The 23,335-nt window shown below is 55.1% G+C and carries 21 protein-coding genes; 9 read left to right on the top strand and 12 right to left on the bottom strand.

From position 1 onward, the window contains the following. Positions 1 to 206 precede the first annotated feature (206 nt). A complete protein-coding gene (locus tag D9N14_RS06595) occupies positions 207 to 575 on the bottom strand; it encodes a group I truncated hemoglobin (RefSeq protein WP_290578235.1) in 369 nt (122 codons plus the stop codon). Between the two features lie 138 nt (positions 576 to 713). On the opposite strand from D9N14_RS06595, the gene D9N14_RS06590 reads away from it, so the two are divergent. Next, positions 714 to 1,142: an RrF2 family transcriptional regulator gene (locus D9N14_RS06590; protein ID WP_290578233.1), complete on the top strand. Its 429-nt coding sequence runs from the start codon at positions 714 to 716 to the stop codon at positions 1,140 to 1,142. 7 nt (positions 1,143 to 1,149) lie between these two features. Here the strand turns inward: D9N14_RS06590 and D9N14_RS06585 are convergent, their stop codons facing one another. Beyond that, the gene (locus tag D9N14_RS06585; RefSeq protein ID WP_290578231.1) at positions 1,150 to 3,402 is read right to left on the bottom strand and encodes a PQQ-dependent dehydrogenase, methanol/ethanol family; all 2,253 of its coding nucleotides are present in this window, start codon (positions 3,400 to 3,402) and stop codon (positions 1,150 to 1,152) included. Between the two features lie 168 nt (positions 3,403 to 3,570). Here D9N14_RS06585 and D9N14_RS06580 point away from each other — a divergent pair, with 168 nt between their 5' ends. The 5 genes from D9N14_RS06580 to D9N14_RS06560 all read left to right on the top strand — a co-directional run bounded on the left by D9N14_RS06580 (position 3,571) and on the right by D9N14_RS06560 (position 10,728). Beyond that, a complete protein-coding gene (locus D9N14_RS06580) occupies positions 3,571 to 4,299 on the top strand; it encodes a TetR/AcrR family transcriptional regulator (protein WP_290578226.1) in 729 nt (242 codons plus the stop codon). 50 nt (positions 4,300 to 4,349) lie between these two features. Continuing rightward, positions 4,350 to 5,525, top strand: coding sequence for an efflux RND transporter periplasmic adaptor subunit (locus D9N14_RS06575; RefSeq protein WP_290578224.1), 1,176 nt, complete (start codon positions 4,350 to 4,352; stop codon positions 5,523 to 5,525). Next, positions 5,525 to 8,584: an efflux RND transporter permease subunit gene (locus D9N14_RS06570; protein ID WP_290578222.1), complete on the top strand. Its 3,060-nt coding sequence runs from the start codon at positions 5,525 to 5,527 to the stop codon at positions 8,582 to 8,584. Before D9N14_RS06575 ends, D9N14_RS06570 begins: the two co-directional genes overlap by 1 nt. 258 nt (positions 8,585 to 8,842) lie before the next feature. Beyond that, the gene (locus D9N14_RS06565) at positions 8,843 to 9,964 is read left to right on the top strand and encodes a tyrosinase family protein (RefSeq protein ID WP_290578220.1); all 1,122 of its coding nucleotides are present in this window, start codon (positions 8,843 to 8,845) and stop codon (positions 9,962 to 9,964) included. Between the two features lie 86 nt (positions 9,965 to 10,050). Next, positions 10,051 to 10,728: a hypothetical protein gene (locus D9N14_RS06560; RefSeq protein WP_290578218.1), complete on the top strand. Its 678-nt coding sequence runs from the start codon at positions 10,051 to 10,053 to the stop codon at positions 10,726 to 10,728. Positions 10,729 to 10,790: 62 nt separating this feature from the next. Here D9N14_RS06560 and D9N14_RS06555 read toward each other — a convergent pair whose 3' ends face one another. Beyond that, entirely contained in the window at positions 10,791 to 11,993 is a 1,203-nt protein-coding gene (locus D9N14_RS06555; RefSeq protein WP_290578216.1) for an acyl-CoA dehydrogenase family protein, read from the bottom strand. Between the two features lie 58 nt (positions 11,994 to 12,051). After that, positions 12,052 to 13,359, bottom strand: coding sequence for an acyl-CoA dehydrogenase family protein (locus D9N14_RS06550; RefSeq protein WP_290578214.1), 1,308 nt, complete (start codon positions 13,357 to 13,359; stop codon positions 12,052 to 12,054). A 224-nt stretch (positions 13,360 to 13,583) separates the two neighbouring features. Here D9N14_RS06550 and D9N14_RS06545 point away from each other — a divergent pair, with 224 nt between their 5' ends. Continuing rightward, entirely contained in the window at positions 13,584 to 14,123 is a 540-nt protein-coding gene (locus D9N14_RS06545) for a DUF4442 domain-containing protein (RefSeq protein ID WP_290578212.1), read from the top strand. Here the strand turns inward: D9N14_RS06545 and D9N14_RS06540 are convergent. The 3 genes from D9N14_RS06540 to amrB are packed head-to-tail and all read right to left on the bottom strand — an operon-like array spanning position 14,115 to position 16,396. Beyond that, the gene (locus D9N14_RS06540) at positions 14,115 to 14,957 is read right to left on the bottom strand and encodes a DMT family transporter (protein ID WP_290578210.1); all 843 of its coding nucleotides are present in this window, start codon (positions 14,955 to 14,957) and stop codon (positions 14,115 to 14,117) included. The genes D9N14_RS06545 and D9N14_RS06540 overlap by 9 nt on opposite strands. A 57-nt stretch (positions 14,958 to 15,014) precedes the next feature. After that, positions 15,015 to 15,569 carry an AmmeMemoRadiSam system protein A gene (gene amrA, locus D9N14_RS06535; RefSeq protein ID WP_290578208.1) on the bottom strand — a complete coding sequence of 185 codons (555 nt, stop codon included), beginning with the start codon at positions 15,567 to 15,569 and terminating at the stop codon, positions 15,015 to 15,017. Beyond that, on the bottom strand, positions 15,566 to 16,396 hold the full coding sequence (amrB, locus tag D9N14_RS06530; RefSeq protein ID WP_290578206.1) for an AmmeMemoRadiSam system protein B: 831 nt from the start codon (positions 16,394 to 16,396) through the stop codon (positions 15,566 to 15,568). The genes amrA and amrB overlap by 4 nt, the downstream gene beginning before the upstream one ends. Positions 16,397 to 16,483: 87 nt before the next feature. Between amrB and D9N14_RS06525 the strand changes: the two genes are divergently transcribed. Continuing rightward, the gene (locus tag D9N14_RS06525; RefSeq protein WP_290578204.1) at positions 16,484 to 17,443 is read left to right on the top strand and encodes a cation diffusion facilitator family transporter; all 960 of its coding nucleotides are present in this window, start codon (positions 16,484 to 16,486) and stop codon (positions 17,441 to 17,443) included. Here D9N14_RS06525 and D9N14_RS06520 read toward each other — a convergent pair. Further along, the gene (locus D9N14_RS06520; RefSeq protein WP_290578202.1) at positions 17,406 to 17,930 is read right to left on the bottom strand and encodes a CBS domain-containing protein; all 525 of its coding nucleotides are present in this window, start codon (positions 17,928 to 17,930) and stop codon (positions 17,406 to 17,408) included. The two genes, D9N14_RS06525 and D9N14_RS06520, sit on opposite strands and share 38 nt — an antisense overlap. A gap of 125 nt (positions 17,931 to 18,055) precedes the next feature. Here D9N14_RS06520 and D9N14_RS06515 point away from each other — a divergent pair, with 125 nt between their 5' ends. Then, positions 18,056 to 19,609 carry an AAA family ATPase gene (locus tag D9N14_RS06515; protein WP_290578200.1) on the top strand — a complete coding sequence of 518 codons (1,554 nt, stop codon included), beginning with the start codon at positions 18,056 to 18,058 and terminating at the stop codon, positions 19,607 to 19,609. Between the two features lie 57 nt (positions 19,610 to 19,666). On the opposite strand, the gene D9N14_RS06510 is transcribed toward D9N14_RS06515, so the two are convergent. The 4 genes from D9N14_RS06510 to D9N14_RS06495 all read right to left on the bottom strand — a co-directional run bounded on the left by D9N14_RS06510 (position 19,667) and on the right by D9N14_RS06495 (position 22,513). Then, positions 19,667 to 20,179, bottom strand: coding sequence for a hypothetical protein (locus D9N14_RS06510; RefSeq protein ID WP_290578198.1), 513 nt, complete (start codon positions 20,177 to 20,179; stop codon positions 19,667 to 19,669). A 148-nt stretch (positions 20,180 to 20,327) separates the two neighbouring features. Next, positions 20,328 to 20,861, bottom strand: a complete 534-nt coding sequence (locus D9N14_RS06505) for a hypothetical protein (RefSeq protein ID WP_290578196.1) — start codon at positions 20,859 to 20,861, stop codon at positions 20,328 to 20,330. Between the two features lie 55 nt (positions 20,862 to 20,916). Next, a complete protein-coding gene (locus D9N14_RS06500) occupies positions 20,917 to 21,453 on the bottom strand; it encodes a hypothetical protein (protein ID WP_290578194.1) in 537 nt (178 codons plus the stop codon). A 457-nt stretch (positions 21,454 to 21,910) separates the two neighbouring features. After that, positions 21,911 to 22,513, bottom strand: a complete 603-nt coding sequence (locus D9N14_RS06495) for a hypothetical protein (RefSeq protein ID WP_290578192.1) — start codon at positions 22,511 to 22,513, stop codon at positions 21,911 to 21,913. Positions 22,514 to 23,335 lie beyond the last annotated feature (822 nt).

Here is a 23,335-nt window from a genome sequence, read left to right as displayed (position 1 = left end):
CCTGGATAAGCGCTCATGCTGTGGCTTAGCGGGCTAAGGTTGATGAAATGAAATAGGGCAAGGTTTGAGCAAATAGAGCCAGACAGAAACGAGGATACTGAAAAAGGTGGGGGTAACCGGGCGAGGTGTCACTCAGAAACCGTGATACAGAAGCCGGGCCGACCGCAGCCGGCCCGGAGGGCGATCAAAGCAGGGTCCGGTGGGTATTACTGGGCACGCCCCAGGACCTGATCCCGTACACTTTCCGCCACCGCAGCCACTTCTTTGATTTTTGCCTCGGGCACGTCGAACTCCACCAGGGTGGCCCCGAGGATTTCAACGATGGCGTCCACGTGGGAGTCATTCAGCCCCCGTGCCACCAGGTGGGCGTGGGCATCGCTCATCTTTTTTCCGGTGTAGTTGTTGGGGCCGCCGAAGGCGAAGGCCAGAAAGGCCTTTTGCTTCTTGGCCTGGCGTTCCATGTCCGTGCTGTCAAAAAAGCCGTTGACGCGGTCATCGGCAAGTACTTTTTGGTAGAACGCATCGACTACAGCGTCCAGCGCTTTGGCGCCACCCAGGTCTTCATACAGGCTCATAGTCCCCCCCTCCAGAGGTTGGTTGCAGATAGGTCGTGGTAATACAATCTTAAAAATGTAGCGCAAATACATCTTATAGAATTGTATTCGAAATGCAACTCCAATATCATGGGTTGATGCCCATCCGGACCCAATTCCATGCAGCTCAGCCTCTACACTGACTATTCCCTTCGAGTCCTTTTGTTTCTCGGCTCCAATCCGGGCCGACGGGTGACTATGACCGAGATTGCCGAGCGCTATGGAATTTCAAAGGAGCATCTCAGGAAGGTGGTACACCTGCTGGCGCAGCTGGACATCATCGAAACTTTCCGCGGTAAGAATGGTGGTTTCGTGTTGAAGCAATCGCCGGCGGAGATCAACATTGGCCAGTTGGTGGCAGTGACGGAGCCGCGGGCACCGGTGATCGACTGTGATACGCAACCCTGTATTCTGACCGCGGCCTGTTCCCTCAAAGCCATGCTGGGGCGGGCCGAAAAAGCCTTCTATGACGCCCTCAGTGAATACACCCTGGCAGACCTGTTGAAGCATAAACCCATGCAGACGATTCTGCGGGTATCGTCTGCATGAGGCTGCCTTAGTTTTTGGCGCGGGATTCTCGCAGGCGCTTGCCTTCCGCAATGATGTAGGCCTGGAGGTTGGCGGCGTCGGCTGCGTCGATGACGTCGGCGAAACTCACCATGCCGGCATCCTTCAGAATGCCGCCCAGAACAATGTCGTTAAATAAGCTGTGCTTGGCTTCACCCATAAAGCGCAGATCCGGTATCACGCCACCCCCCTGAACGCCCGGCCCGTGACACACTCCGCAGTAGCGGTGATAGGTGACTTTGCCCTGCAGTATCTGCTCGGCATCGGCGCTGGATGCAGGCAGCGCGGGCAGCGGTGCGGTGTCTTCCAGCAGCGGCGGTAATGTGGCCGTGCCACCCAGTTTGTAGGTCAGAATCCGACCCCGATGCCGCTGGTTCATGGCGCTGGCGGCTTCACCGGCCGCCAGGGCAAACACACCGCCCCAGCCGGCCACGACGCTGACGTACTGTTCACCGTCGATGCTGTAGGTGATGGGCGGTGCCACCACACCGGTCTGGGCTTCGCTGCTCCACAGGGGGGCACCGGTTTCGGCATTATAGGCGGCAAACTGGCCGTGACTGGTGCCCTGGAAAATCAGGTTGCCGGCGGTGGACAGAATGCCCCCATTCCAGGAACCGGCGTGTTGTACCCGCCACTTTTCTTCCTGTGCCACCGGGTCCCACGCGGCAATATGCCCGCGCACCGTGCCGGCGATGATCTGATCCAGTTCGGCGTCGCCGGTGGGGGCATTCAATTGCCAGTTGATGGCGATGTTCCAGCGGCCGTCCTGATATTCAAACGCCGGCTCATTACCGTAGGCATAGGGTATGTCCAGTGCCGGAATGTACACCAGACCGGTTTGGGGGTTATAGGACATGGGGTGCCAGTTGTGGCCACCAAAGGGCGAGGGCTTGTGAAAGGCGCTCTCCAGAGCCTGGGGGCTCATGGGTTTCAACGCCGCCACCAGTTGATCCGGCGGCAAGGTGGCCAGTGGATTCACGGCCTGGTAGCGGGCATTGGCGGTCTCCACCGGGCGCCCGGTTTCCGGATCAATGTGGGTGGCCCAGGTCACCGGCACATAGTTGTTGGCGGAGATGAACTGGCCGTTGCGGCGATCCAAAACATAGAAAAAGCCGTTCTTGGGAGCCTGCATAATCACTTTGCGCAGGCTGCCGTTGATGTTGAGATCCGCCAGGATCATATGTTGAGTGGCGGTGTAATCCCAACTGTCCCCGGGGGTGGTCTGGTAATGCCACACGTATTCGCCGCTGTCGGGCTTCAGGGCCACAATGGAGGACAGGTACAGATTGTCGCCGCCCTCTGGACTGCGCACAGACCGATTCCAAACGGACCCGTTGCCGGTGCCCACGTACAACAGATCCAGTTCCGGATCATAGGCCATGGAATCCCAGGCGGTGCCACCGCCGCCATATTGCCACCATTCCCCGGTCCAGGTTTGGGCAGCCCGGGCCATGGCGTCGGATTCAAAACCGTCGGCGGGATTGCCGGGTACCGTATAAAAACGCCAGGCCTGCTTGCCGGTGCTGGCATCATAGGCGGTGACATAGCCCCGCACGCCGTACTCGGCGCCCCCGTTGCCGATGATGACCTTGCCTTTCACCACCCTGGGTGCACCGGTGATGGTGTAGGGCTTGCTGCGGTCGATGGTGTTCACTTTCCAGAGTTCCTTGCCGGTGGCCGCTTCCAACGCCACCAGATAGCCATCCAGCGTGCCCACATACACCTTGCCTTCCCACAGGGCCGCGCCGCGGTTCACGGCGTCGCAACAGGCTTTGGCACCCCAGGCTTTGGGCACCTGGGGATCGTACTCCCACAGCAGAGTGCCATTGCGCGCATCGTGGGCGTACACCTTGCTCCAGGCGGCGGTACTGAACATGATGCCGTCCACCACAATGGGAGTGGCTTCCAGGCCGCGGTTGCTGTTGAAATCAAAGGACCAGGCCAGTCCCAACTGGTGGACGTTGTCGGTGTTGATCTGGTCTAACGGGCTGAAGCGGGATTCATCATAGGTACGACCGTGGGCCAGCCAATTATTGGGCTCGCTGTCGGCGTTCAGAATTCTCTCGCCGTCGACCGAGGCGGTGGCCTGCCTGATGGCCTCAGCGTAAATGTGGTCCGGGGTTGCCGGGGGTTGGCCATCGGCCGTGTGTGGAGGAGTAACAGGATCGCGCAGGTTGGATTGAAAAAACCAGATCGCAATCAGGGCCAGTAAAACCAGGCCGAGACTGATGAACGCACGCATGGAAGTTCCTTCTTTTCGTTGTTGTGTTGTTCCACTGACCGCACAGTCTGCAGTGCCCGAACAGGATGAACTGAAACGAAACTCAGATCAACCGGCCGCTGAGGGAGGTGCCGCCATTGCTATTTGAATGATATTCGAATAGAGTTCGTAAAAATCCAAGGAATCGCTATGCCGCCAGCCCCAAGATACTCACCCCAGGAACAGGAAGACAGGATATTGGCATCCGCGGTGCACTGCATCGAGGAGTCTTCCCTGCTGGATTTCACCATGTCCGCCATATCCAAATCCGCCGGTCTTTCCATGGGCTCCATTTATAAGCACATGCAAAGCAAGGAGGATGTACTGGTGGCCTTGGGTTATCGATCCAATGTGCGCCTGAAGAATGTGTTCAGCGAAGTGCTGGCGCTGCCGTTACCGGTTGCGGTGCGGCTGATCGCGGTGCAGTTGTTTTGTCACGAGAAAGTGGCTCTATATTCATTCAGCCAGCACCTGGATACGCTGCTGGCCAATGAGGCGATCCTGCAGCGGGCCTCGGAGCGGTGGTTACAGCGCTTCATCGAAGAGCACATCGCCATCGAAGCCCTGTTTCGCCGCACCATTTTCGATGCCTGCGATGCCGGTGAGCTGAGTGTGAGTGCCGACGGCCAGGAGGCCATGGCCCATGAGATGGTGATCGGCCTGTGGTCACTGTGCGTTGGGCATACACAGGTGATCATGCAGCGCAGTGCCCGCAATGTAATTGGGCGGGGTGTGCAGCCACCCTCGCGCCTGCAGAGTGATTCACCCATTATTCGCAGTGTCAAAACCGTTTTAAACAGTTATCCCTGGAAAACACCGGTGACGGACGAGCTCATTATGCAGGCGATCTCCCTGCTGGAAGAGCGTCATCTACGTTAAATTGCCGCCGGTAACGTTTTTAGCCCAGTCACGTTGAGAGAGTAAGTGTTATGAGCATCCGCCGCTGGAGTCTGACCGTCGTTATTTGTTTCGCTGTGTTTGCCGCCCTGGCGCTGTTCAAGGTCATGGAGATCCGGGCCGCTATCGCTTTTGGTGAATCGTTTCCCGAACACTCGGAAACGGTGGAGGAGGCGCGGGTTGAAGAGACCGGATTCACCCCGACTATCAAGGTCATGGGCACGGTGGTGGCGGCCAAACGCCTGGATTTGCATAACGAGTTGGCGGGGGAAATTGTCCAGGTGAATTTCCGCTCCGGTGATCACGTGCAGGCGGGCCAGATTCTGCTGCAGTTGGATGTTGCCATTGAGCAGGCCAATCTCGGTGCCGCCCTGGCCCGGGCTGATCTGGCGAAGTCCACCTATGAGCGGGCCCGGGAGCTGTTTGGCCGCAACGCGGTCAGCAAGGAACAGTTGGATCAGGCCCAGTCCGATCTTGCTGCCTCCCAGGCGGCGGTCAAGGTGCTGCAACGCACCATCGACAAGAAAACCCTGCGGGCACCGTTTGCCGCCACCGCTGGCCTGCATCAATTCGAGGTGGGTCAGTATCTGCCGGAGAACACCCTCGTTACCACCTTGATCGGCGACAGTGACGAAGTCTGGGTGGATTTCAAAGTCCCGCAGTTTTATCGCCCCCTGTCTACCGGCTCAGCGGTGACGGTGGAAACCATCGGTCAACAGGCGGGCAGCAGTGCGGTGACCGGCACCGTCATTGCCGAGAATACCGTAGTGCAAACCGCCAACCGCAGCCGCCTGTATCGCGCCGCCATTCAAGCCGGTAACAAGGCGTTCATGGCCAATACCATGGTCAGCGTGCAGGTGCCGATTGGTGATGCCGTGCCCTTGTTGAAGGTGCCGGCTGTCTCCATTCAGTATGACGCTTTGGGTGCTTATGTGTTTCGCCTGCAGAAAGCAGAAGACGGGCAGGGTTTTCGCGCCCATCGCCATCAGGTCCGGGTCAAAACCACCATTGGCGATGCCGCGTTGCTGGAGCCTGCTTCCACCGCGGACAGCCTCAGCGTCGGCGCCCGCATCGCCGCTGCCGGCGCGTTCAAATTGTATGAGGGCATTCTGGTGTTCGTACCTGAACCTCAACCCGCCGCGGCCACAGACGCGGAGAACATGGCCGCCGAAGGCACCACCGGTGCACCGCAACAGGAAGCATTGTGATGGATATTTTCGTGCGTCGCCCGGTGCTGGCCGTGGTCATCTCGCTGGTGTTGTTGCTGGCCGGTGGTTTTGCTGCATTGCAGATTCCGGTCATCCAGTTTCCCCAGATCGAGAGTTCATCCCTGGAAATCAATACATCCTATCCTGGGTCATCTGCAGAAGTGGTGCAGGGTTTTATCACCGAGCCCATCGAGCGGGCAGCCATGACCATTCCCGGTGTGGATTATGTGGATGCCACCACCACCGCCGGGCAAAGCAAGGTCACCGCCTGGCTGGAGTTGAATGAGGACAGCACCCGTGCCCTGGCCGAGCTGTCGGCCCGACTGGCACAAATACGCTACGAATTGCCGGAGGGAGCCGAGGACCCGGCGGTGTCGGTGGTGCGGGCGGATCGCCCGGCGGCCTTGTTCTACCTGGATGTGCAGGGTGATCAGTGGACCCGTTCGGAATTGACGGATTATCTGGAGCGGGAGGTGAATCCGCTGTTTGCCGCCATCGATGGGGTGCAACGGGTGGGGCTGGAAGGGGGGCGCTCCCCGGCCATGCGGGTGTGGATTGATCCCCTCAAAATCGCGGCTCTGAACATGGGGGCAGACGATGTGCTGGGCGCCATCCGGGCCAATAACGTGATCGCCACCATGGGGAAAACCGAAAACGATCAACGCCAGATTCATTTGCTGAGCAATGCGACCCTGCAAACCGTGGCCGACTTTGAACAGTTGGTGGTGAGTCAACAGGAAGGCGCCATGATCCGCCTGGGGGATATTGCCCGAGTGGAGCTGGGTGAAACCCGCGGTACCATCAAAGCCCGCTACGATCAGAAAACTACGGTCTACATATCCATCTGGCCGTTACCGGGTGCCAATGAAATTGCCATCGGCGATGAAGTTTACACCCGGCTGGCCACCATCAATGCCGCCTTGCCCCGGGGTCTGGTGATCAATACCGGCTACGACGGCACGATCTACATGCGGGAATCCCTGCGGGAAATTTTCACCACCCTGTTTGAAACCATCATTCTGGTGGGCATTGTGGTGTTGGTGCTGATGGGATCGTTCCGCACGGCCCTGGTGCCGCTGGTCACCATTCCCATTTCCATCCTGGGCAGTATTGCCGTGATCTACAGCATGGGCTTTGCTCTCAATCTGCTGACCATTCTGGCGGTGGTGTTGTCGGTGGGGTTGGTGGTGGATGACGCCATTGTGGTGGTGGAAAACGTGGCCCGCCACCTGCGGGAGGGGCGTTCCCGGATGGAAGCCGCTTTGGTGAGTTCCCGTGAGCTGCTGTCGCCGATCATCGCCATGACCTTCACGCTGGCAGCGGTGTACACTCCGATCGGCTTTGTCTCGGGCTTTACCGGCAGCTTGTTCAAAGAGTTTGCGTTCACCCTGGCCACGGCGGTCATCATTTCCGGCGTGGTCGCCATCACGCTGTCGCCCATTATGAGCGCCTGGGTGTGTGCGGATAATGGCCGGGAAAGCAGGATGACGCAACGGGTGAACGGCTGGTTTGATCGGCTTCGTGATCGCTATATCACACTCTTGAGTGCCAGTTTCGCCTGGCGCAACCAGATACTGTTTACCGCGCTGTTTATTACCTTGCTGGCGGTGCCATTCTATCTGTTTTCTGCCAAGGAACTGGCACCCATCGAAGATCAGAACAGCATCAATATCATCATCGAATCGCCCCCCAATGCCTCCTTGGAATACACCGACCACTACATGCATGATGTGATCGATCTGGTGCAAAAGACCACACCGGGTTTGAAAATGGTATGGCAGATCATTTCGCCGGATGGCGGCTTTGGTGGAATTGAATTCGTCGATTTTGCTCAGCGGGAGCAATCCGTGCAATCCCTGTTGCCAACGGTATTCCAGCGGTTGAACGGCATCACCGGGGTGAAGGTGTTTCCTATTCTGTTCCCCAGTTTACCCACTGCGGGTCAGTTTGATGTGGAATTGGTGGTGCAGTCTCCTGACGACTACCAAACCATGGAACAGTACGCCGGCCAGCTGATCCAGGCCGCGTACCAGAGCGGTCAGTTCATGTTTGTGGACACGGACTTGAACGTGAATCTGCCGCAGGGGCGACTGCGCTTCGATCATGACCGGATCGCTGACCTGGGCATGGACATCCAGTATGTGAGTAACCAGCTGGCCTCCTTGCTGGCGGAAATGGATGCCAATCGTTTCAATGCGGATGGCAAAGCCTATCGGGTGATCCCCATGGTGGAACATCAGGCCCGGGACAATCCGGATGCCATTCTGGATGTGCCGGTGCGCACGCCTGCTGGGGAGCTGGTGCCCCTGCGCACCATTGCCGAACTGGAATCCATTACCGGTCCCCGCTCCCTGGGCAAGTTCAATCAGCAACGCTCATTCCGGATTTATGGCGGGGTATTGCCCGGTACCACCAACGGCCAGGCCCTGGCAACCTTGGAGCAAGCTGCCGCAGACGTTCTGCCGGCCAACTACACCATCGACTATGCCGGTATTTCCCGTCAATTGAAAAAAGAAGGCAACAGCATGGTGTCGGTGTTGGTGATCGCCATCATCGTGGTGTATCTGGCCCTGGCAATACAGTTCAACAGTTTTCGATTGCCCCTGGTTGTCATGGTGGGGTCGGTGCCCCTGGCGTTGTCCGGCGCCATGCTGTTCACCTTTCTGAGTTTTACCACCATCAATATCTATTCACAGATAGGCTTTATCACCCTGGTGGGCCTGATCGCCAAGAACGGCATTCTGATCACCGAATTTGCCCACGAACAGCAACGGCTGGGCCAGGCCAGGGTGGAAGCGATTACCGCCGCTGCCGCACTGCGTTTGAGGCCAGTGCTGATGACCACCGCCGCCACGGTACTGGGGCATTTTCCCCTGGTGTTGGTGACCGGGCCGGGAGCGGAAGCCCGCAACAGCATTGGTATAATTCTGGTGGCGGGCATGGCAGTGGGCACGTTGTTCACGCTCTTTATTCTGCCTTCGGTCTATCTTTGGTTGGCAGAAGAGACGCCTGTGTCAGCGCCGTCAAGTGCTGACTCTCCCTTGGCGGTTCCCGCATGATGGCTATTTTAGCGTTTTATTTAGTAGAAAATGTCACGCAATGGGGGTGTCATATCTGATTGGGAAGAATTTCATTTCGGGTTCCAATTTGTGGTGAGCCATTTGGGGCTGTTTCAGGCTCAGTAGTATTGCTCGCCACATGCTTCACTTTCGTGTAATGGAGATACCGAAATGAAATACCTATTCAGGATAAAATTAGCTGTTCTTTCAATTGTGCTCGCACTTTTATCCGGCTGTTCAGTCGGAGTCTATGACGGATTGCGCGTCAGCAATACCGCGTCCACCATCAACCCCTGGGGCTACGTGACATCGGCCCCGACCTCAGCGTCGAAAATGCGTGTTCAGGCACGCCATCCCACCACCGGCAGCTGGGTTACGATCAAAAACAATGTCGGCATCAGCGCCAGCGTCGCCTGGACCACAGCCGACGGCACCAAGTTGTACAACTGGAATGCGGGTAATATCGTCATTCCCGGAGTTTACTGGACTGCCGGAACCGGTGGCTATTTTGCCCGTATCCGCACCCAGTGGACCACGAACGGTTCCAGTTGGATCAACACGTTGGTGTCACGCAAGGATGCGTTTGAATGCTTCACCGAGAACTTCAACGGCGAAGGCAACACCACCTCTTACATGTCCTCCAACTGCTTTTCCCATCGTGGTGAAGCGTACGTTTACACCAGCAATTACCGGGAAGGGCCGGCCAGTTGCCCGGCACCGGCTGCCGCCCTGGCCAAGACCAACGGACACTACATGGTGAACCAGATTCCGAGCTGCGCCCGCACCATCGTCAGCAATCACATGCGGGAAAAAATCGATGAAAACAACATCCTGCTGCACTACGAAATCAATCACAACACCTCCACCGCGGCCTCCAAAAATGCCTTGCCCAATGACGCCAGTGGCACCTGCAGCCGGCAGCCCGGCTCTGATGGTACCTGTGAGCTGGGGGGCTTTTTCGGTGGACATGAACGCTACATCCGCCGGATGGAACGTCACGTCATGGTGTATGACTATCCCTGGATGCCGGAAGGTAAAATTCCTGCCTGGAATGGCAGCACCTGGATTCCGACCCAGTTCCAAAACGCAGAAGTCTCACCCAACGGCAGCTGCAACAGCTGGACCTGTGATGGCTGGCGCTCAGACCCCATCACCGATTCCACGCCCAATGCTCTGAAACCCAACTCGGTGCTGCCCGGCAACGTCTGCGCCTTTGCCTCTACAGCGGCGGTGGCCAGTGCCTCCAACAGCTGGCACAGTTCAGGCCATGTCAATACCGGTGGCCACTTCGGTACATTTGATTCGCCGGCCAACCCCTTGTTCTTCCTCTGGCACAACGCCATCAATGATGTCTGGGTCGATTATCGAAATTGCCCCTAAAACCTGATATCGGAGAGCGCCCAGGTGCTCTCCGAACCAAACAAGGGAAGTACGCAGAAGGGAACTACGCAGAAAGGAGAATTCTGATGAAAAAGTCATTGTCCATCGCCCTGGTGGGTGCGGCCGCGGCGGTTACGTTCGGTGCACTGTACAGCCTGATGCCATCGCCGGATGCCGAGCAGCCCCTGGCGCAGGCAGCGCTGGAATCCAACCCTTACATGACGTTCCTGACCGAGGAGCAAAAGCAGCAGGTGCGTGACAGTTTTGCGGCATCGAAACAGGATGGCGGCATCGCCAGAGAGCCGCAGGTGGATGAGGCCAATGGGGCCGCGGTAGAGGATATTCCGGAAATGTCACCGGAGCTGATGAGTTACATCGCCAACGCCCAGCCGGAAAAAATCATGGAGTTTTTCGCCCTGGCCCGCAAAGAGCGCGCTGAAACGATTCAAGCCATGATGCGGGATGAGGATGAAAACCCGGAATGGAAAGATGAGATGCTGCAATACTTTACGCTCTCGGAAACTCTGGCCCCCCAAATGAAAGGGGTGACGCTGTTGAATGCCGATTGCCGCGAAAGTGTATGTGCGCTGCAGGTGGATTACGGCCAGTACATCAAAAACTATCAAGACATTGAACCCTTCCTGTCCAATATAGGAAATCTGGTGGGGCTGGATGCCTGGGTGCATCATGATGCACTCCCTCACGGCGGAGTGATCTACTTCGCCCGGGAAAACACGGCATTACCAGAGATGCGTAAGATCTGAAACGGTCCGCTTGAATGAACACAGGTAGCATTTAAGCGCTACCTGTGTTGTGACAGCCTGGCTTATTTCAGTTCAGCGGAAGAAAGGTTCAGCAGACGTCGGGCGACGATCAGTTGCTGAATTTGTTGGGTACCTTCAAAGATGTCCAGGATCTTGGAATCACGGCACCATTTTTCCAACAACTCATCTTCCCCATACCCCAGACCGGCACAGAGCTCGACGCACTTCAGGGTGATGGCGTTGCAGCTTCGCCCGGCCTTGGCCTTGGCCATGGAGGCTTCCATGGAGTTGGGCTTGCCGTTATCCGCCATCCAGGCCGCTTGCAGGGTCAACAGGCGGGCCGCTTCCCAATCCGCTTCCATACGATAGATTTCCGCTGCAGCGGAGGAAACGGAATTAATGGGGGCAGAGTAATCGAGCAGGGTGTGCTCCTGCAGCAGCTCCTTGGTTCGATCCAGAGCAGCCTTGGCCACACCCACCGCCATGGCAGCCACCAGCGGCCGGGTGTTGTCGAAGGTCTGCATGACACCGCCGAAACCTTTTTTGGTGTCGATCTCGGGATTGCCCAACAGATTGCTTTTATGAACGCGGCAATCCGTAAACGAGATGGCGGCCGTGTCGGATGCCTTGATGCCCAGCTTGTGTTCCAGGCGCGTTACCTCCATGCCGGGCGTACCCCGTTCCACTGCAAAGGATTTGATGGCTGCGCGGCCGATGCTTTTATCCAGAGTGGCCCACACGACGATGATGTCGGCACGGGAACCGGCCGTCACGTAGATCTTCTCCCCATTCAGCACATAATAGTCCCCGTCCTGTTTGGCGGTGGTACTGATGTTGGCGGAGTCGGACCCGGTGCCCGGCTCAGTGATGGCCATGGCGGCCCACTTGCCCTGAAAACGCTTCGATTGTTCCGCGTTGGCCACTGCCCCGATGGCAGCGTTGCCCAGGCCCTGGCGGGGTAGGGTCAGCAACAGCCCCACATCGCCCCAGCAGAATCCCTGAATGCCCACACAGGCGGCCATATTGGCCCCATTGCGCACACCGGCGTTCTCATCCTTTTTCTGCTTGGACTGGTCGGCACCCACGCCGGCACCGCCTTCGCCGTCGTTCATACCGTCCAGCATGGACGCCACCAGGTCCAGTTCCTTGGGATACTCATGTTCCGCCAGATCGTACTTACGCGAAATCGGGCGCAGCATTTCCACTGACAGGTTGGTGGCCATGTCACCCAGGACTTTCAGTTTCTTCGGTAATTCAAGATACATAATCAGTTCACCCTTTATCTGTTGTGGCAGATATCGTCTGTGGCAAGGTTCAGTTCGGTCAGAGGTGGAGGCCGCCGTTCATCACGGCAATCGCGCGCAGGTCGCGATACCAGAGTTCAACCGGGTGCTCTTTGGTGAATCCGTGCCCGCCCAGCAGCTGGACCCCGTTGGTGCCGATCTCCATGGCCTTGTCGGCGCAGATCACCCGCGCCAGGTAGGCTTCCCGGGCGAAGGGCTTGCCCCGTTCCGCCAGGGCCACGGCACGCTGGGTCATCAGGCGCATGGCATTCAGTTCAATGCCGATGTTGGCAATCATAAAGGCCACGGATTGGCGGTGGCTGATGGGCTCGCCGAACGCTATCCGCTCGTTGCAATAGGGAATGGCGTAATCCAGCACGGCCTGGGCGGTGCCCAGGGCCAGGGAACACCACCCCAGGCGGGCCATGTTGATGAACGCCTCGTAGTCGAAGTCATCGTCACCCAGCAAGGCGTCTTTGCCCACGCGCACCTGCGCCAGCGCCAGGTCTCCCATGCCGGCAGCCCGGACACCCATATTGGGCTTGCGGGCGATGCTGACGCCCTCCGTGCCACTTTCCACCAGGAACAGTCGGGGTTTGCCATTCAGGCTGGCTGCCACCAGGAACAACTCCGCTTTGTCGATCAGCGGCACCATGGTTTTGGCACCATCCAACTGGTAGCCGTCCGCTTGTTCCACGGCGACGGTGGCCAGCTCATTGGCATTGAACAGGGGGCGTTTCTCGTTCACGGCGATGGCGGCCTGCAGGGTGTTCTCTTCCAGGAAGGCGGGTAGGTATCGGGATTGCTGGGCTGCGGTTCCCCACTGGGTGAGGGCATTGGCCACACCGATGCTGGACAGAATCGCCACGGCCAGGCCCATATCGCCGTAGGCCAGATCCTCGGCGATCAGCATGCTGGTGACCGGGGAACGTTCCGTGGCCGCTCCGCCCAGGTTCTCAGGCACCGCAAAATACGCCAGACCCAGCTCGTTGGCCTGGGCCAGCAGTTCCGGCGAGAGGTTGCAATCCACGTCACTTTGGGAGGCGGCCGGCCGCAGCACTTCTGTGGCAAAAGCACGTACGCTGTCGCGCATCATCTGCTGTTCTTCGCTGATGGTGAGATCGAACTGGCTCTTGGGTTGGGAGGGTGCTTCCAGACGCTCTGGGCGCAGCAACTGGGTCACGCTCTTGAACTGGCGCGAAGCGGCCCCCAAGGCCTGAAAACCGGATTTGGTGCCCTGATACGTTAGTTTTTCGATGGTGGGGCGCAGACCCATCCTTTCCACCAGGGATGAACTGGCGATGCGACTCATGGTGGCCATGGCTAATCCGATTGGATCGCGACTCATTGGCTTCTCCTCATTAATGTCCTGCTGGGTGTGTCATTGTTATGGATAATGATCTGATGATGCTCATATCAGAGTAGTAAAGCATTGGCATTGTAACGGCGGTTGAGGGGCAATTTAGTCAATCTGGCGATGAAGCCCGGTCTGATGGCCGTTCCTGCAACACGACTCATTATTTGTAAGAAATTTATGTAAAATCCTGGCCTTACCCCTAAACGGATCGTGTTATGGCAAACCGCAGTTTTCTCAGCCGAGTGGTCAGTCGGATCAACCGCTCCCCGGAGCAGGTCCGACCCCGGGCGCTCACCCTGATTTACGGCAGGGCGGTGCGATTTGCCGGTATGGCAGGGGTCAAGGTGGAGTTTCTATCCCATTCCCGGGCGGTTCTCAGTTTGCGCAATCGCAAGCGGGTGCAGAACCACCTGGGGACCATCCATGCGGCGGCTGTTGGGCTGTTGGCGGAATCGGCCAGCGGCCTGGTGGTGGGTATGCATGTGCCCGATTCCCGGGTGGTGGTCTTAAAAACCCTACATCTGGATTTCCTGAAACGGGTCAGTGGCAACCTTAAAGCCACCGCCAGCCTGGCGCAGGCGCAGATCGATCAGATCCAGACTCAGGAACGGGGTGAGGTGGTGGTCGTGGTTCAGCTTACCGACGACAAAGGACTGGCCCCTGCTCAATGCGAGGCGGTGTGGAGCTGGGCCCCCAAAGTGCGGGCCACCCGCGCAGAGCAGCTGCGCAACCTGGCAAGCCAGCGTTCAGCGTGATTTCATATTCAGAATACCGGCACCGATAATAAGGGCACTGCCAATCAGAGTGGTGATCACCAGCACTTCATCCCAGAACATCCAGCCAAATACCGCGGCGTAGATTACCGTGGAATAGGTGAAAGGTCCCACCTGCCCGGGGTTGGCCACTTGGTACGCCCGAGTCATCAGCAGCTGGCCCACGGTTCCGGTAAGACCGATGGCGGCCAGCCAGGGCAGGGTGGATAACGCCGGGGTTTGCCAATCCCAGATCAATGGCACGCCGGACACCAGGGTCGCCAGCAAACCAAAATAGAACACTACCCGATAGCCGGGTTCGGTGACGGTCATTTTGCGAATGGCGACTTTGGCCACACTGGCCAGGGCGGCTGCGGCCACCCCGATCAGCGCTACCGGCTGAAAGGTGTCGCTGCCCGGGCGTAGCACGAACACCACGCCAACAAAGCCAATGGCAATGGCCCACAGGGTCTTGTGATTGATGCGCTCCCCTAACCAGATTAGCGTGATGATGGGCAGGAAGAAGGGTGACGACAGCTTCACCAGGGCCGCTTCTGCCAGGGGCAGATGAGTGATCACATAGAAATAACCGTACATGGCGGCCACCCCTACAATGGAGCGGATCACATGCAGGCCCAGTTGATCGGTTTTCAGGTTGTGCCAACCCTGGTGCGTAATGATGGGCAGGAGGAAGAACAGGCCAAACAGATTGCGGGCGAACACCAGCATGCCATGGGAAACCTCGGGGGAGATAAGCTTGATCAAGGCGGCCATCACGGCAAGCATGAATTCGGCCGTTAACAGGAGGATGGCCCCCCTGCGTAAATCGTTGGACATGTACTGGCTCTTGGGAAAAATGCCAGTATATAAAGGGAAAAGAATACTGTCAGTGGGTCAGCCGAATTTTTCCACCCGGTAACGTTGGATTCGAAGTCGGTTGCTCCAATAGTCCTGGGGCAGCCCGGCCTTGTTTTTCAGGTGTGCCAGAAACGCCGCGGGGGAGGGGAGTTGATCCCACACCTGGGGCAGGAACGTGGCGCGGTGAACACCTTCCTCCAGAATGATTCCGTCTTCGCCGGGTTTGAGCTGCCGCAACAGATCCGCCTCATCCTTGCATTGAATCTCCTCCGCGGGTGACAGCACGGACAACTGCAGGCCCAAGGCGGTCAGTTCCTGTTGCTGGAGCGGGGTAAATCGGCTGTCGTGGAAGGCGGCGGCATAGGCGTTATGGGCCACATCTTCTGCCAGGGGGCGATGCGCCTGCAGGCTGCCGATGCAACCCCGTAACGCGCCGTCCAGTTCCAGCGTGACAAAACTGGCCCCCGGCTCCCGCAGCGCCGGACTCAGGGGTTCAAGCATTGTGAGCGGTCCACCCTGTGCCAAACCGTGCCGGACGGAAGCCCAGGCCAGTTCGATGAGCCTTTGCCGGTCTGCTGCTGACAACGTCATTCGCTTTCCCAGAATCCCCAGGCGCCGTAACCCACCACCCGCTCATGGTCGCCGGAGGTGTCGCCTGAATTGCACAGGGCCAGGGTGTGCACCTGCAACCTTTTTTGAGCGGCAACCTCCAACAGCCCTTTGACCGGATTGCGGCCGCAGGCTTGTTCAAACCCGATGGCGTCCGGCAGCAGCCGTTCAATCGCGTCGCAGGTAGCCGTGTCCAGCCGTTGTGCAGTCTGGTAATCATGATAGTGACTGAGGTCAGAACTGATCACGAACAGGGTCGACTCGTCGCCCCACAGGCGTTCGATCACCCGTGCCACGGTCGTGGTATCGGCATCCCCCACCACCAACGGCACCAGCTTGAAATCAGCGAGGGTCTTTTGCAGGAACGGCAGTTGAACTTCCAGGCTGTGTTCCTGTTCGTGAGCGCGATCCAGCAACCCCACGTCCGGCAGATCGGAAATGGCCACCAACGCGGAATGATCCACCGGTACGTCCCCTAGAGGCGTGCGAAAATAATCTGAACTGCAGAACGCGATGCCTTTGAAACCGACCCTGTGTGATGGGCCCAGCAGAACCACCCGCCGAATGTGTTGGTTGGGTAACAGCAATGCATGGAAAGCCTGTGCAGCGGTTGCGCCGGAGTACTGATAACCCGCATGGGGGACGATGATGGCTTTGGGTGTCTTTTGCTGCGGCGCCGTTAAATGCAGTGCGGAATCATTCTTGTTTACAGTCGCGCTCGATAAATATTTCTCAATGGCGTTCGCCAGCGCTTTTTCATTACCTGGATAAAATAACCCGGCAACCGCTGGATTTCGTATCGATGTCATCATCTTTGCCTTCATATCGGTTCAGGCCCACTGCGTCTTGTTTTATAATGGGGGATGCAACCCGAATTTCAACCTCTCTGAGCCGTTATGACATCAGCGTATTCCACCCAGGCTTCTGAACAGCGACTGCTAAAACTGGCAGCCAGCGCGTCTGTGCTCACGGCGGTGATCCTGTTGGTGGTGAAAGCCTATGCCTGGTGGGTATCCGGATCTGTCAGTGTGTTGGCCTCGTTAGCGGATTCCACCATCGACGCGCTGGCCTCCTGCGTGAACTTCCTGGCGGTTCGGTATGCGCTGCAACCGGCAGATGCGGAACACCGCTTTGGACACGGCAAAGCAGAGTCGCTGGCAGGGTTGGGGCAATCGCTGCTGATCATGGGCTCTGCCATTTACCTCCTGGTTCAGGCGATAGATCGTATGCTGCATCCACAGCCGTTGCAGCAATTGGATGTGGCAGTGGGCGTCATGGGGTTTTCCATTGTGGCGACCCTGTGCCTGGTGCTGTACCAGCGTTGGGTGGTCAGCAAAACCCATTCGGTGGCCATCAAAGCGGACTCACTGCATTATGTGTCCGACCTGCTGACCAACCTGGGAATTGTTGTGGCATTGATACTGAGCCAGTTGGGTTGGAATCAGTTTGATCCGCTGCTGGCGATCGCGATTTCCGTCTATATATTCTATACCGCCATTATGATCTGGAACGAATCCATTCAGCACTTGCTGGATCGGGAGTTACCTGAGGACGAACAGCAGAAAATTGTGAATATTGCGTTGAGTCATGTGGAGGTGCTGGGGGTGCATGAGCTGCGTACCCGCCAATCCGGTCGGGTCAAAATCATTCAGCTGCATCTGGAATTGGATGGCAACATGCCACTATGGCAGGCCCACGATATTTGTGATGAAGTGGAGCGGGAGATCCGGGAGGCATTCCCCGCAGCGGATGTGTTGCTGCATCAGGACCCATTTCGTGCGGACCCTGATGCGCGCCCGATAAGGCGCTCAAAGTCGATCAGGGCGTTGCGAGCTTCAAAATATCCAGCGCGCTGACCACGCCCACGATGCGCTCCTGTTGGCGAACAAACACCCGGTGAATCCCGTTGGAAACCATTTCCCGAGCAACCTCGTTGACACTGGCATGGGTGTCAACGGCAAAAATGCTGGGAGTCATAATGTCTTTCACCGTGGTGATCTCCAGATCGTTGTCCCCGGAATCTTCCAGATAATCCAGAGACGACCAGCTGTCCAGACTGTCGGTATAGTATCCGTGCCGACCCCGTTCCTCCCGCAGATCATCCCCCCGACTGGCAAAGCGTGCGACATCGGTCACTGAAACCACACCCACAAGATGTTCATCTTCATCCAGAACCGGGGCACCGGTGATACCGTTGCTCACCAGAAACTGCGCCAGCTCAGCCACTGACCAGCTATCCTGGGCGGCTAACAGCGAAGTGCTCATGACATCCCGGGCAGCCAGAGCATCCTGCCCGTTCCGATTCAGGGAAATGGATTGACGGGTTTGGGTTGTATTGGTCATGTGCTTGTGTAACCTCTTCCTATAGACAGATAGATAATGCTCCAACGTTTGATGATGGGCGTTGACGTGCATCAAACAGCAAGCAGGCAGTAACAGGTAGCAGGCAAATAACAGGAGAGCGAGGAATGCAGAAGGCCTGGATCAGCGCAATGCAGTTTCCCCATGAGGCTTCACGGGTGGAATGGCGCGAAACCCACATCTCCCAGATTCTGTTGACCGGTCAGTGGGTTTATAAAATCAAGAAGCCGGTGAATTTCGGGTTTCTGGATTTCTCCACCCTGGCGCAACGCAAGCATTATTGTGAAGAAGAGCTGCGCTTGAACCGACGCTCGGCGCCGCATTTGTACGAATCCGTTGTGCCACTTTGCCAGGAAGGAGATGAGTACAATTTTTGTGGTAAAGGCGAGGTGATCGATTACGCCGTTAAGATGAAGCAGTTTGATCCCGATGCGTTGCTTTTGAATGCTCTGCCGGAGTTGGCAGAGAACCATGATGTTTTTCAGGTGCTGGCCTTTGACCTGGCGGCATTTCATGATGGAGCGCAGTGCTGTGCGGATGAGCAGGCATATGGAGATGCGGAATCTGTCCTCTTTCCGGTGGAAGAGAATTTTCGACAGATTCTTCCCCGATTGCAGCAGCAGGAAGACATGGCTCGTTTAGAACGGATACAGGACTGGAGCCAGGCGCAGTGCAAGGCATTGAGTGCTGTGTTCACTCGGCGTAAACAAGAGGGCCGGATTCGTGAGTGCCACGGGGATCTGCACCTGGCCAATATCGCCTTGATTGAGCAGAAGCCGGTCCTGTTCGATTGCATAGAATTCAATGAGCGGTTTCGTTGGATTGACGTAGCCAGCGACCTGGCCTTTCTCCTTATGGATCTGGAGATTCACGGTTATCCCGAGCAGGCAAACTGGGTTCTCAACCGTTATCTGGATTATTCTGCGGATTATGATTTGCTGAGCGTTCTGACCTTTTATCAGGTATACCGGGCCATGGTGCGGGCCAAGGTGGCAGTGTTGCGGATGGAACAGGCAACACAAGAGCAGGCTGAGGATTTGCTGCAGCAGTTCCGTCGTCACCTGGATTATGCGGAAACCCTGATTCAGCCGCGCAATGCTTATCTGGCCATCACCTGTGGCGTTTCCGGATCAGGAAAAAGCACACTGGCCCGCCGGGTGGCGGCTCAGACCGGGGCAATTCATCTTAGATCCGATGTGGTCAGAAAGCAGATTGCAGGGCTCAAACCATTGCAGAGCAGTGCCGCCATTGATCCGGACGACCCAGAGGCCTTGTACGCACATTTTTATACTGTGCGAACCTTTCAACGCCTGCAGCAGTTGGCGCAGCAAAGCATCGGACTTCATTACCCCGTTATAGTGGATGCTACCTTCCTTAAACGCGTGGCGAGGCAACCATTCCACCAGTTGGCGCAGTCGGTGAATATCCCGTTTCATATTCTGTTTCTGGATGTTCCCGCAGCCCTGTTGCGGGAGCGCCTTGCCCTGCGGCAACAGAAGAAAAACGATCCATCGGAGGCGGATGTGACCGTGATGGAAAGGCAACTTGCAGAAAGGGAGGGCTTTACCTCCCAAGAGGATGGATGGGTGATAAGGGTGGACGATGAGATTGGAACGGCGGGGTTTTCGCGGGATTGGAACGCCGTATTACGTTCGAGCTAAATCCGATGTGGTTGTGCTCCCGCAAGGAAACCTGATTGAGGGTATGCCTTTGTTCCCCTAGATGATGCCTTTTTCAATTTTAGCTGCAAGGTCTTTTAATAGATCAAAAAACCCATGCTCAAAGAGGAATGAATCGGTAAAACTCATTTTCTTGGACGTGTCCCATTCGCTTTTGCGTGAGTGAGTGTATATCGTGTAGCTGGATTCCCTGTTGTCATCGGTGCCTAAACCCATTGCCCTGCTGATGCCCAGTTCCTCTCCATCTACTATCCCTTCGTAGTGCCGAACATCAGCTGGTAATCCTCCTTCATGGGAGAGTTTGAGAAACTTTTTTTCGATTGTGTTTACAGTCCAACTAATACCAGATTTAGGTAATTCTATTTGGTGAGTTAGCCACTCGCTTTTACCTGTTTTGGGATAGGTGTGTTTTTTTGTTGAAGCAATAATGGAGTAATTACCCTCAATCAATATATAGAGTGTTCGTTCTTGGTTGTAGGGATCAATTAGAGCGGCTATAACGTCAGGGTTTTGGCTGATTGTGAGTGGGTTTATTTCATTGAAATAATGCATGCTTCAGATTCCTGGTCGCTGGTTAAAAGTTGGTTGAAGATGCGCGATCTCTTCTGAGATCTCCTAATCATCCAGGTCCCTTAAAGATTTTATGAGTATGTCAATTTTGCTATTTGCGGGTTGAGGAATATAACAGTCAAAGGCCCTATTATATCTCGCCTCGCTCGTATTTCTCTCCTAACGTTTTCCAGAGTTCCAGTAACCCATAATCGTACAAGAGATCGTAGTCAAGGTTGAGGTTGGTAGGTTCGTAATAATCAGGATCTGCGTTTGCCCCGCTTGCGTCTCTAGACCAATTTGTAATTTCATAGCCTTTTGTTGTGCTACCTACAGAGAGCATCTCTCCATCTACGTCCTGATCTCCACTGGTCATTGCCCCGGCATGCAGGCCACCGTTAGCGGGTGACTTTATGAACTCTTCCAAAGCTTTTGGAAACCAGGAAAGGACTTTTAGTGGAAAGTCTTTTTGGCGGCAAATATATTTTTCCTGTCCTGAGATCACTGTTGTATATGTGATTAGAATAGAAAGACTGTCGCCTCGTTTGATGAACATGTAAGCGGGGTTGTTTTTTTTATTTCCTTTGCGTAACTCAGCAATGCACTCTGATTCAGGCGGTAACTGATCATGGCGTGTGATCTCCGGCAAGGGAGCTAAAAGAGGGTGATTTTGTATGTAGCTCATTGCAATCCATTGACAGGGCGAGAATTTTTAAACATGGATATTCGGTTAACGGTCTTCAGATGTCTCCGCCTTCATACGTATCACCCAGTGATTTCCAGAGATCTAGAAAGCCGAGTCGGTACAGAAAGTCGTAGTTCAGCGATATCTCAATAGAGCTGTAGTATTCTTCGGGGTTATAATTATCATTCGAATGATCATTGCGGGACCGATTAATAAAACAGTAACCATCAGTTGTGCTGCCTACAGCTTGCATTTCGCCATCGACATTTTCGTCGTTGCTGACCATGGCTCCAGCATGAAGTCTGCCATCAGCGGGAGGCTTGCGGAACTCATCTAACGCTTTCGGAAACCAGCTGAGAGCGCGGACTGGATAGTCGTACTGGTCACAAAAATACTGATCGTGTGGACCCGCGTGATAGGATGTCAGTATAGCCAAATGACCTCGATGTTTAACAAAAGTGAAAAGCTTGTCTCGGCCTGAAGTGTTATCGAGACATTCACCCAGCTTAATTGTCCCAGCAGGAAGCTGGTTGTGTCGTTCGATTGCTGAAAGAGATTTCAAAACGGCATATGGCGGTTTTATATGGCCCATAGTGGAGTCAGTCCTGTTGTGATGTTGATTGCTCCGGCATTGTGTGGCTGTTTGAGGTTTATTTCGTTGCGCTCAAAGTTAAGGGTTTCTACAGTTCCAAACTCGTTGTTGGAACTTGAATAAATTTCCTTGGTAAGGCTGTTTCATTAAATACTCATGATTTCTATTTTGTCTTGTGGTATGTCGGCGGAGACTTGGCTAGTCTTCCTCGGCTGCTCCGGAATCCCGTCGGTCTGCCCAGCTCTCTGCTTCCACTAAAATGCTTGTTTTCTCAGCTCTGCTTCAATGGCTGCCTTTTCCTGCTCTTCGGCGGCGACGATTTCCTGCAGGGCGGCCGCAATTTGTCGGCGGGTTTGATCTGCGTGTCTTCTATCTTTAGCTAAAATACTAATCGGTTACATGTGAATGCATATTTGCCATCACTAAATTCACAAGCAAGTGAAATCCCAGGTAGTGTTTATGCCTGAAATGATTCCAGATCACTAAATAGAGTATCCCTGTCATCAATGCCAAGGGACGTTAATTTGTTCTTCAACTCAAAGAACGCTTTGCTTTCATTCTTTGAGTTGCATGTGTAACCGTTGTTACGAAGATAAAAGTCTGCCGCAAGGGATTTTACTTTTGGGTCGTATTCAGCTTCTAATAAATTTCTGTAAAAGGTGTTTGCCGCTTTGGGTTTTGGGGAATTATTACGTATTAGCCACAGAGCTTCTTCTCTTTCCCAGTCTAAATAATGGCTGTAATTTTCTATCATTTTATCTAAATACTCTTGGTCTCCGGTCGCTTTGTAGAGCGCGTTGTATACTCGATGGGTTCCTGCGCTTGTTCCAGGTGTTGCACTGCTGATGTATTGTTTAAACGCGTCTATTGCTTTTGTCTGGTCAAGGTACATTAGCCATTCAGTGACACCTGGAGCAATTAATTCTTGCTCGAGCAAATCGAAAGCTTTAGCTTTTTCAGCGTCGTTAAGGCTGTCAAAATGCGATTCGTTGTATCCATCTGCTTTTTGACTTCCAGTAGAGTTGTATTGTTTTAGGAAGTGGTCGAAGGTGGCTGTCATTGTTGACCGTTAATGAGTCTTTCCTAACTGCTCAGAATCGGAGCTTAGGTTTCGAGTGTCGATTAATTCCATGAATAATTCCAATGTTTGCTCTATCCGCTGGGCTGGATTCTTTATTAGATTTCACCTCGTTCGTATTTCTCTCCTAACGTTTTCCACAGGTCCAGCAACCCATAATCGTACAATAGCTCATAGTCAAGGCTTAGGCTGGTTGGTTCGTAGTAATCTGGATTTGCATCTACACCATTTGCGTCTCTGGACCAGTTTGTTATTTCGTAGCCTGTTGTGGTGCTCCCTATAGAAAGCATCTCGCCATCTGTTTCCTGATCTCCACTGGTCATTGCGCCAGCATGCAGGCCGCCGTTAGCGGGTGGCTTTATGAACTCTTCCAAAGCTTTTGGAAACTAGGAAACGACTTTTAGTGGAAAGTCATATTGATCGCAAGAATAAACTGGACCGCTCTTCCATTCTGTTGTGTATGTTTCCAGTATGGATAAGTGGTTTCCTCTTTTTGCTAGGATCATGAGCACATCGTCTTGAGTGTTGCTTTCTTGTAGTTGGGCTATGATCTGACAATTGTTTGGTAATTGGTCATGCCGATTAATCTTTTCAAGCGGGGGGAGCACTGAATGGTTCTGCACGTAGCTCATATTGGAATCATTCGAGATAAGATTGTTTTCCGATGTGTGAAAGGAAAATTGAACGTATGCCTTTGTTCCCCTAGATGATGCCTTTTTCAATTTTAGCTGCAAGGTCTTTTAATAGATCAAAAAACCCATGCTCAAAGAGGAATGAATCGGTAAAACTCATTTTCTTGGACGT

The sequence above is a fragment of the Ketobacter sp. genome, from assembly GCF_003671495.1.
Taxonomy (GTDB): domain Bacteria; phylum Pseudomonadota; class Gammaproteobacteria; order Pseudomonadales; family Ketobacteraceae; genus Ketobacter.
The sequence above is the reverse complement of the archived record's forward strand: the minus strand, read 5'-3'. Positions and strand labels throughout refer to the sequence as shown.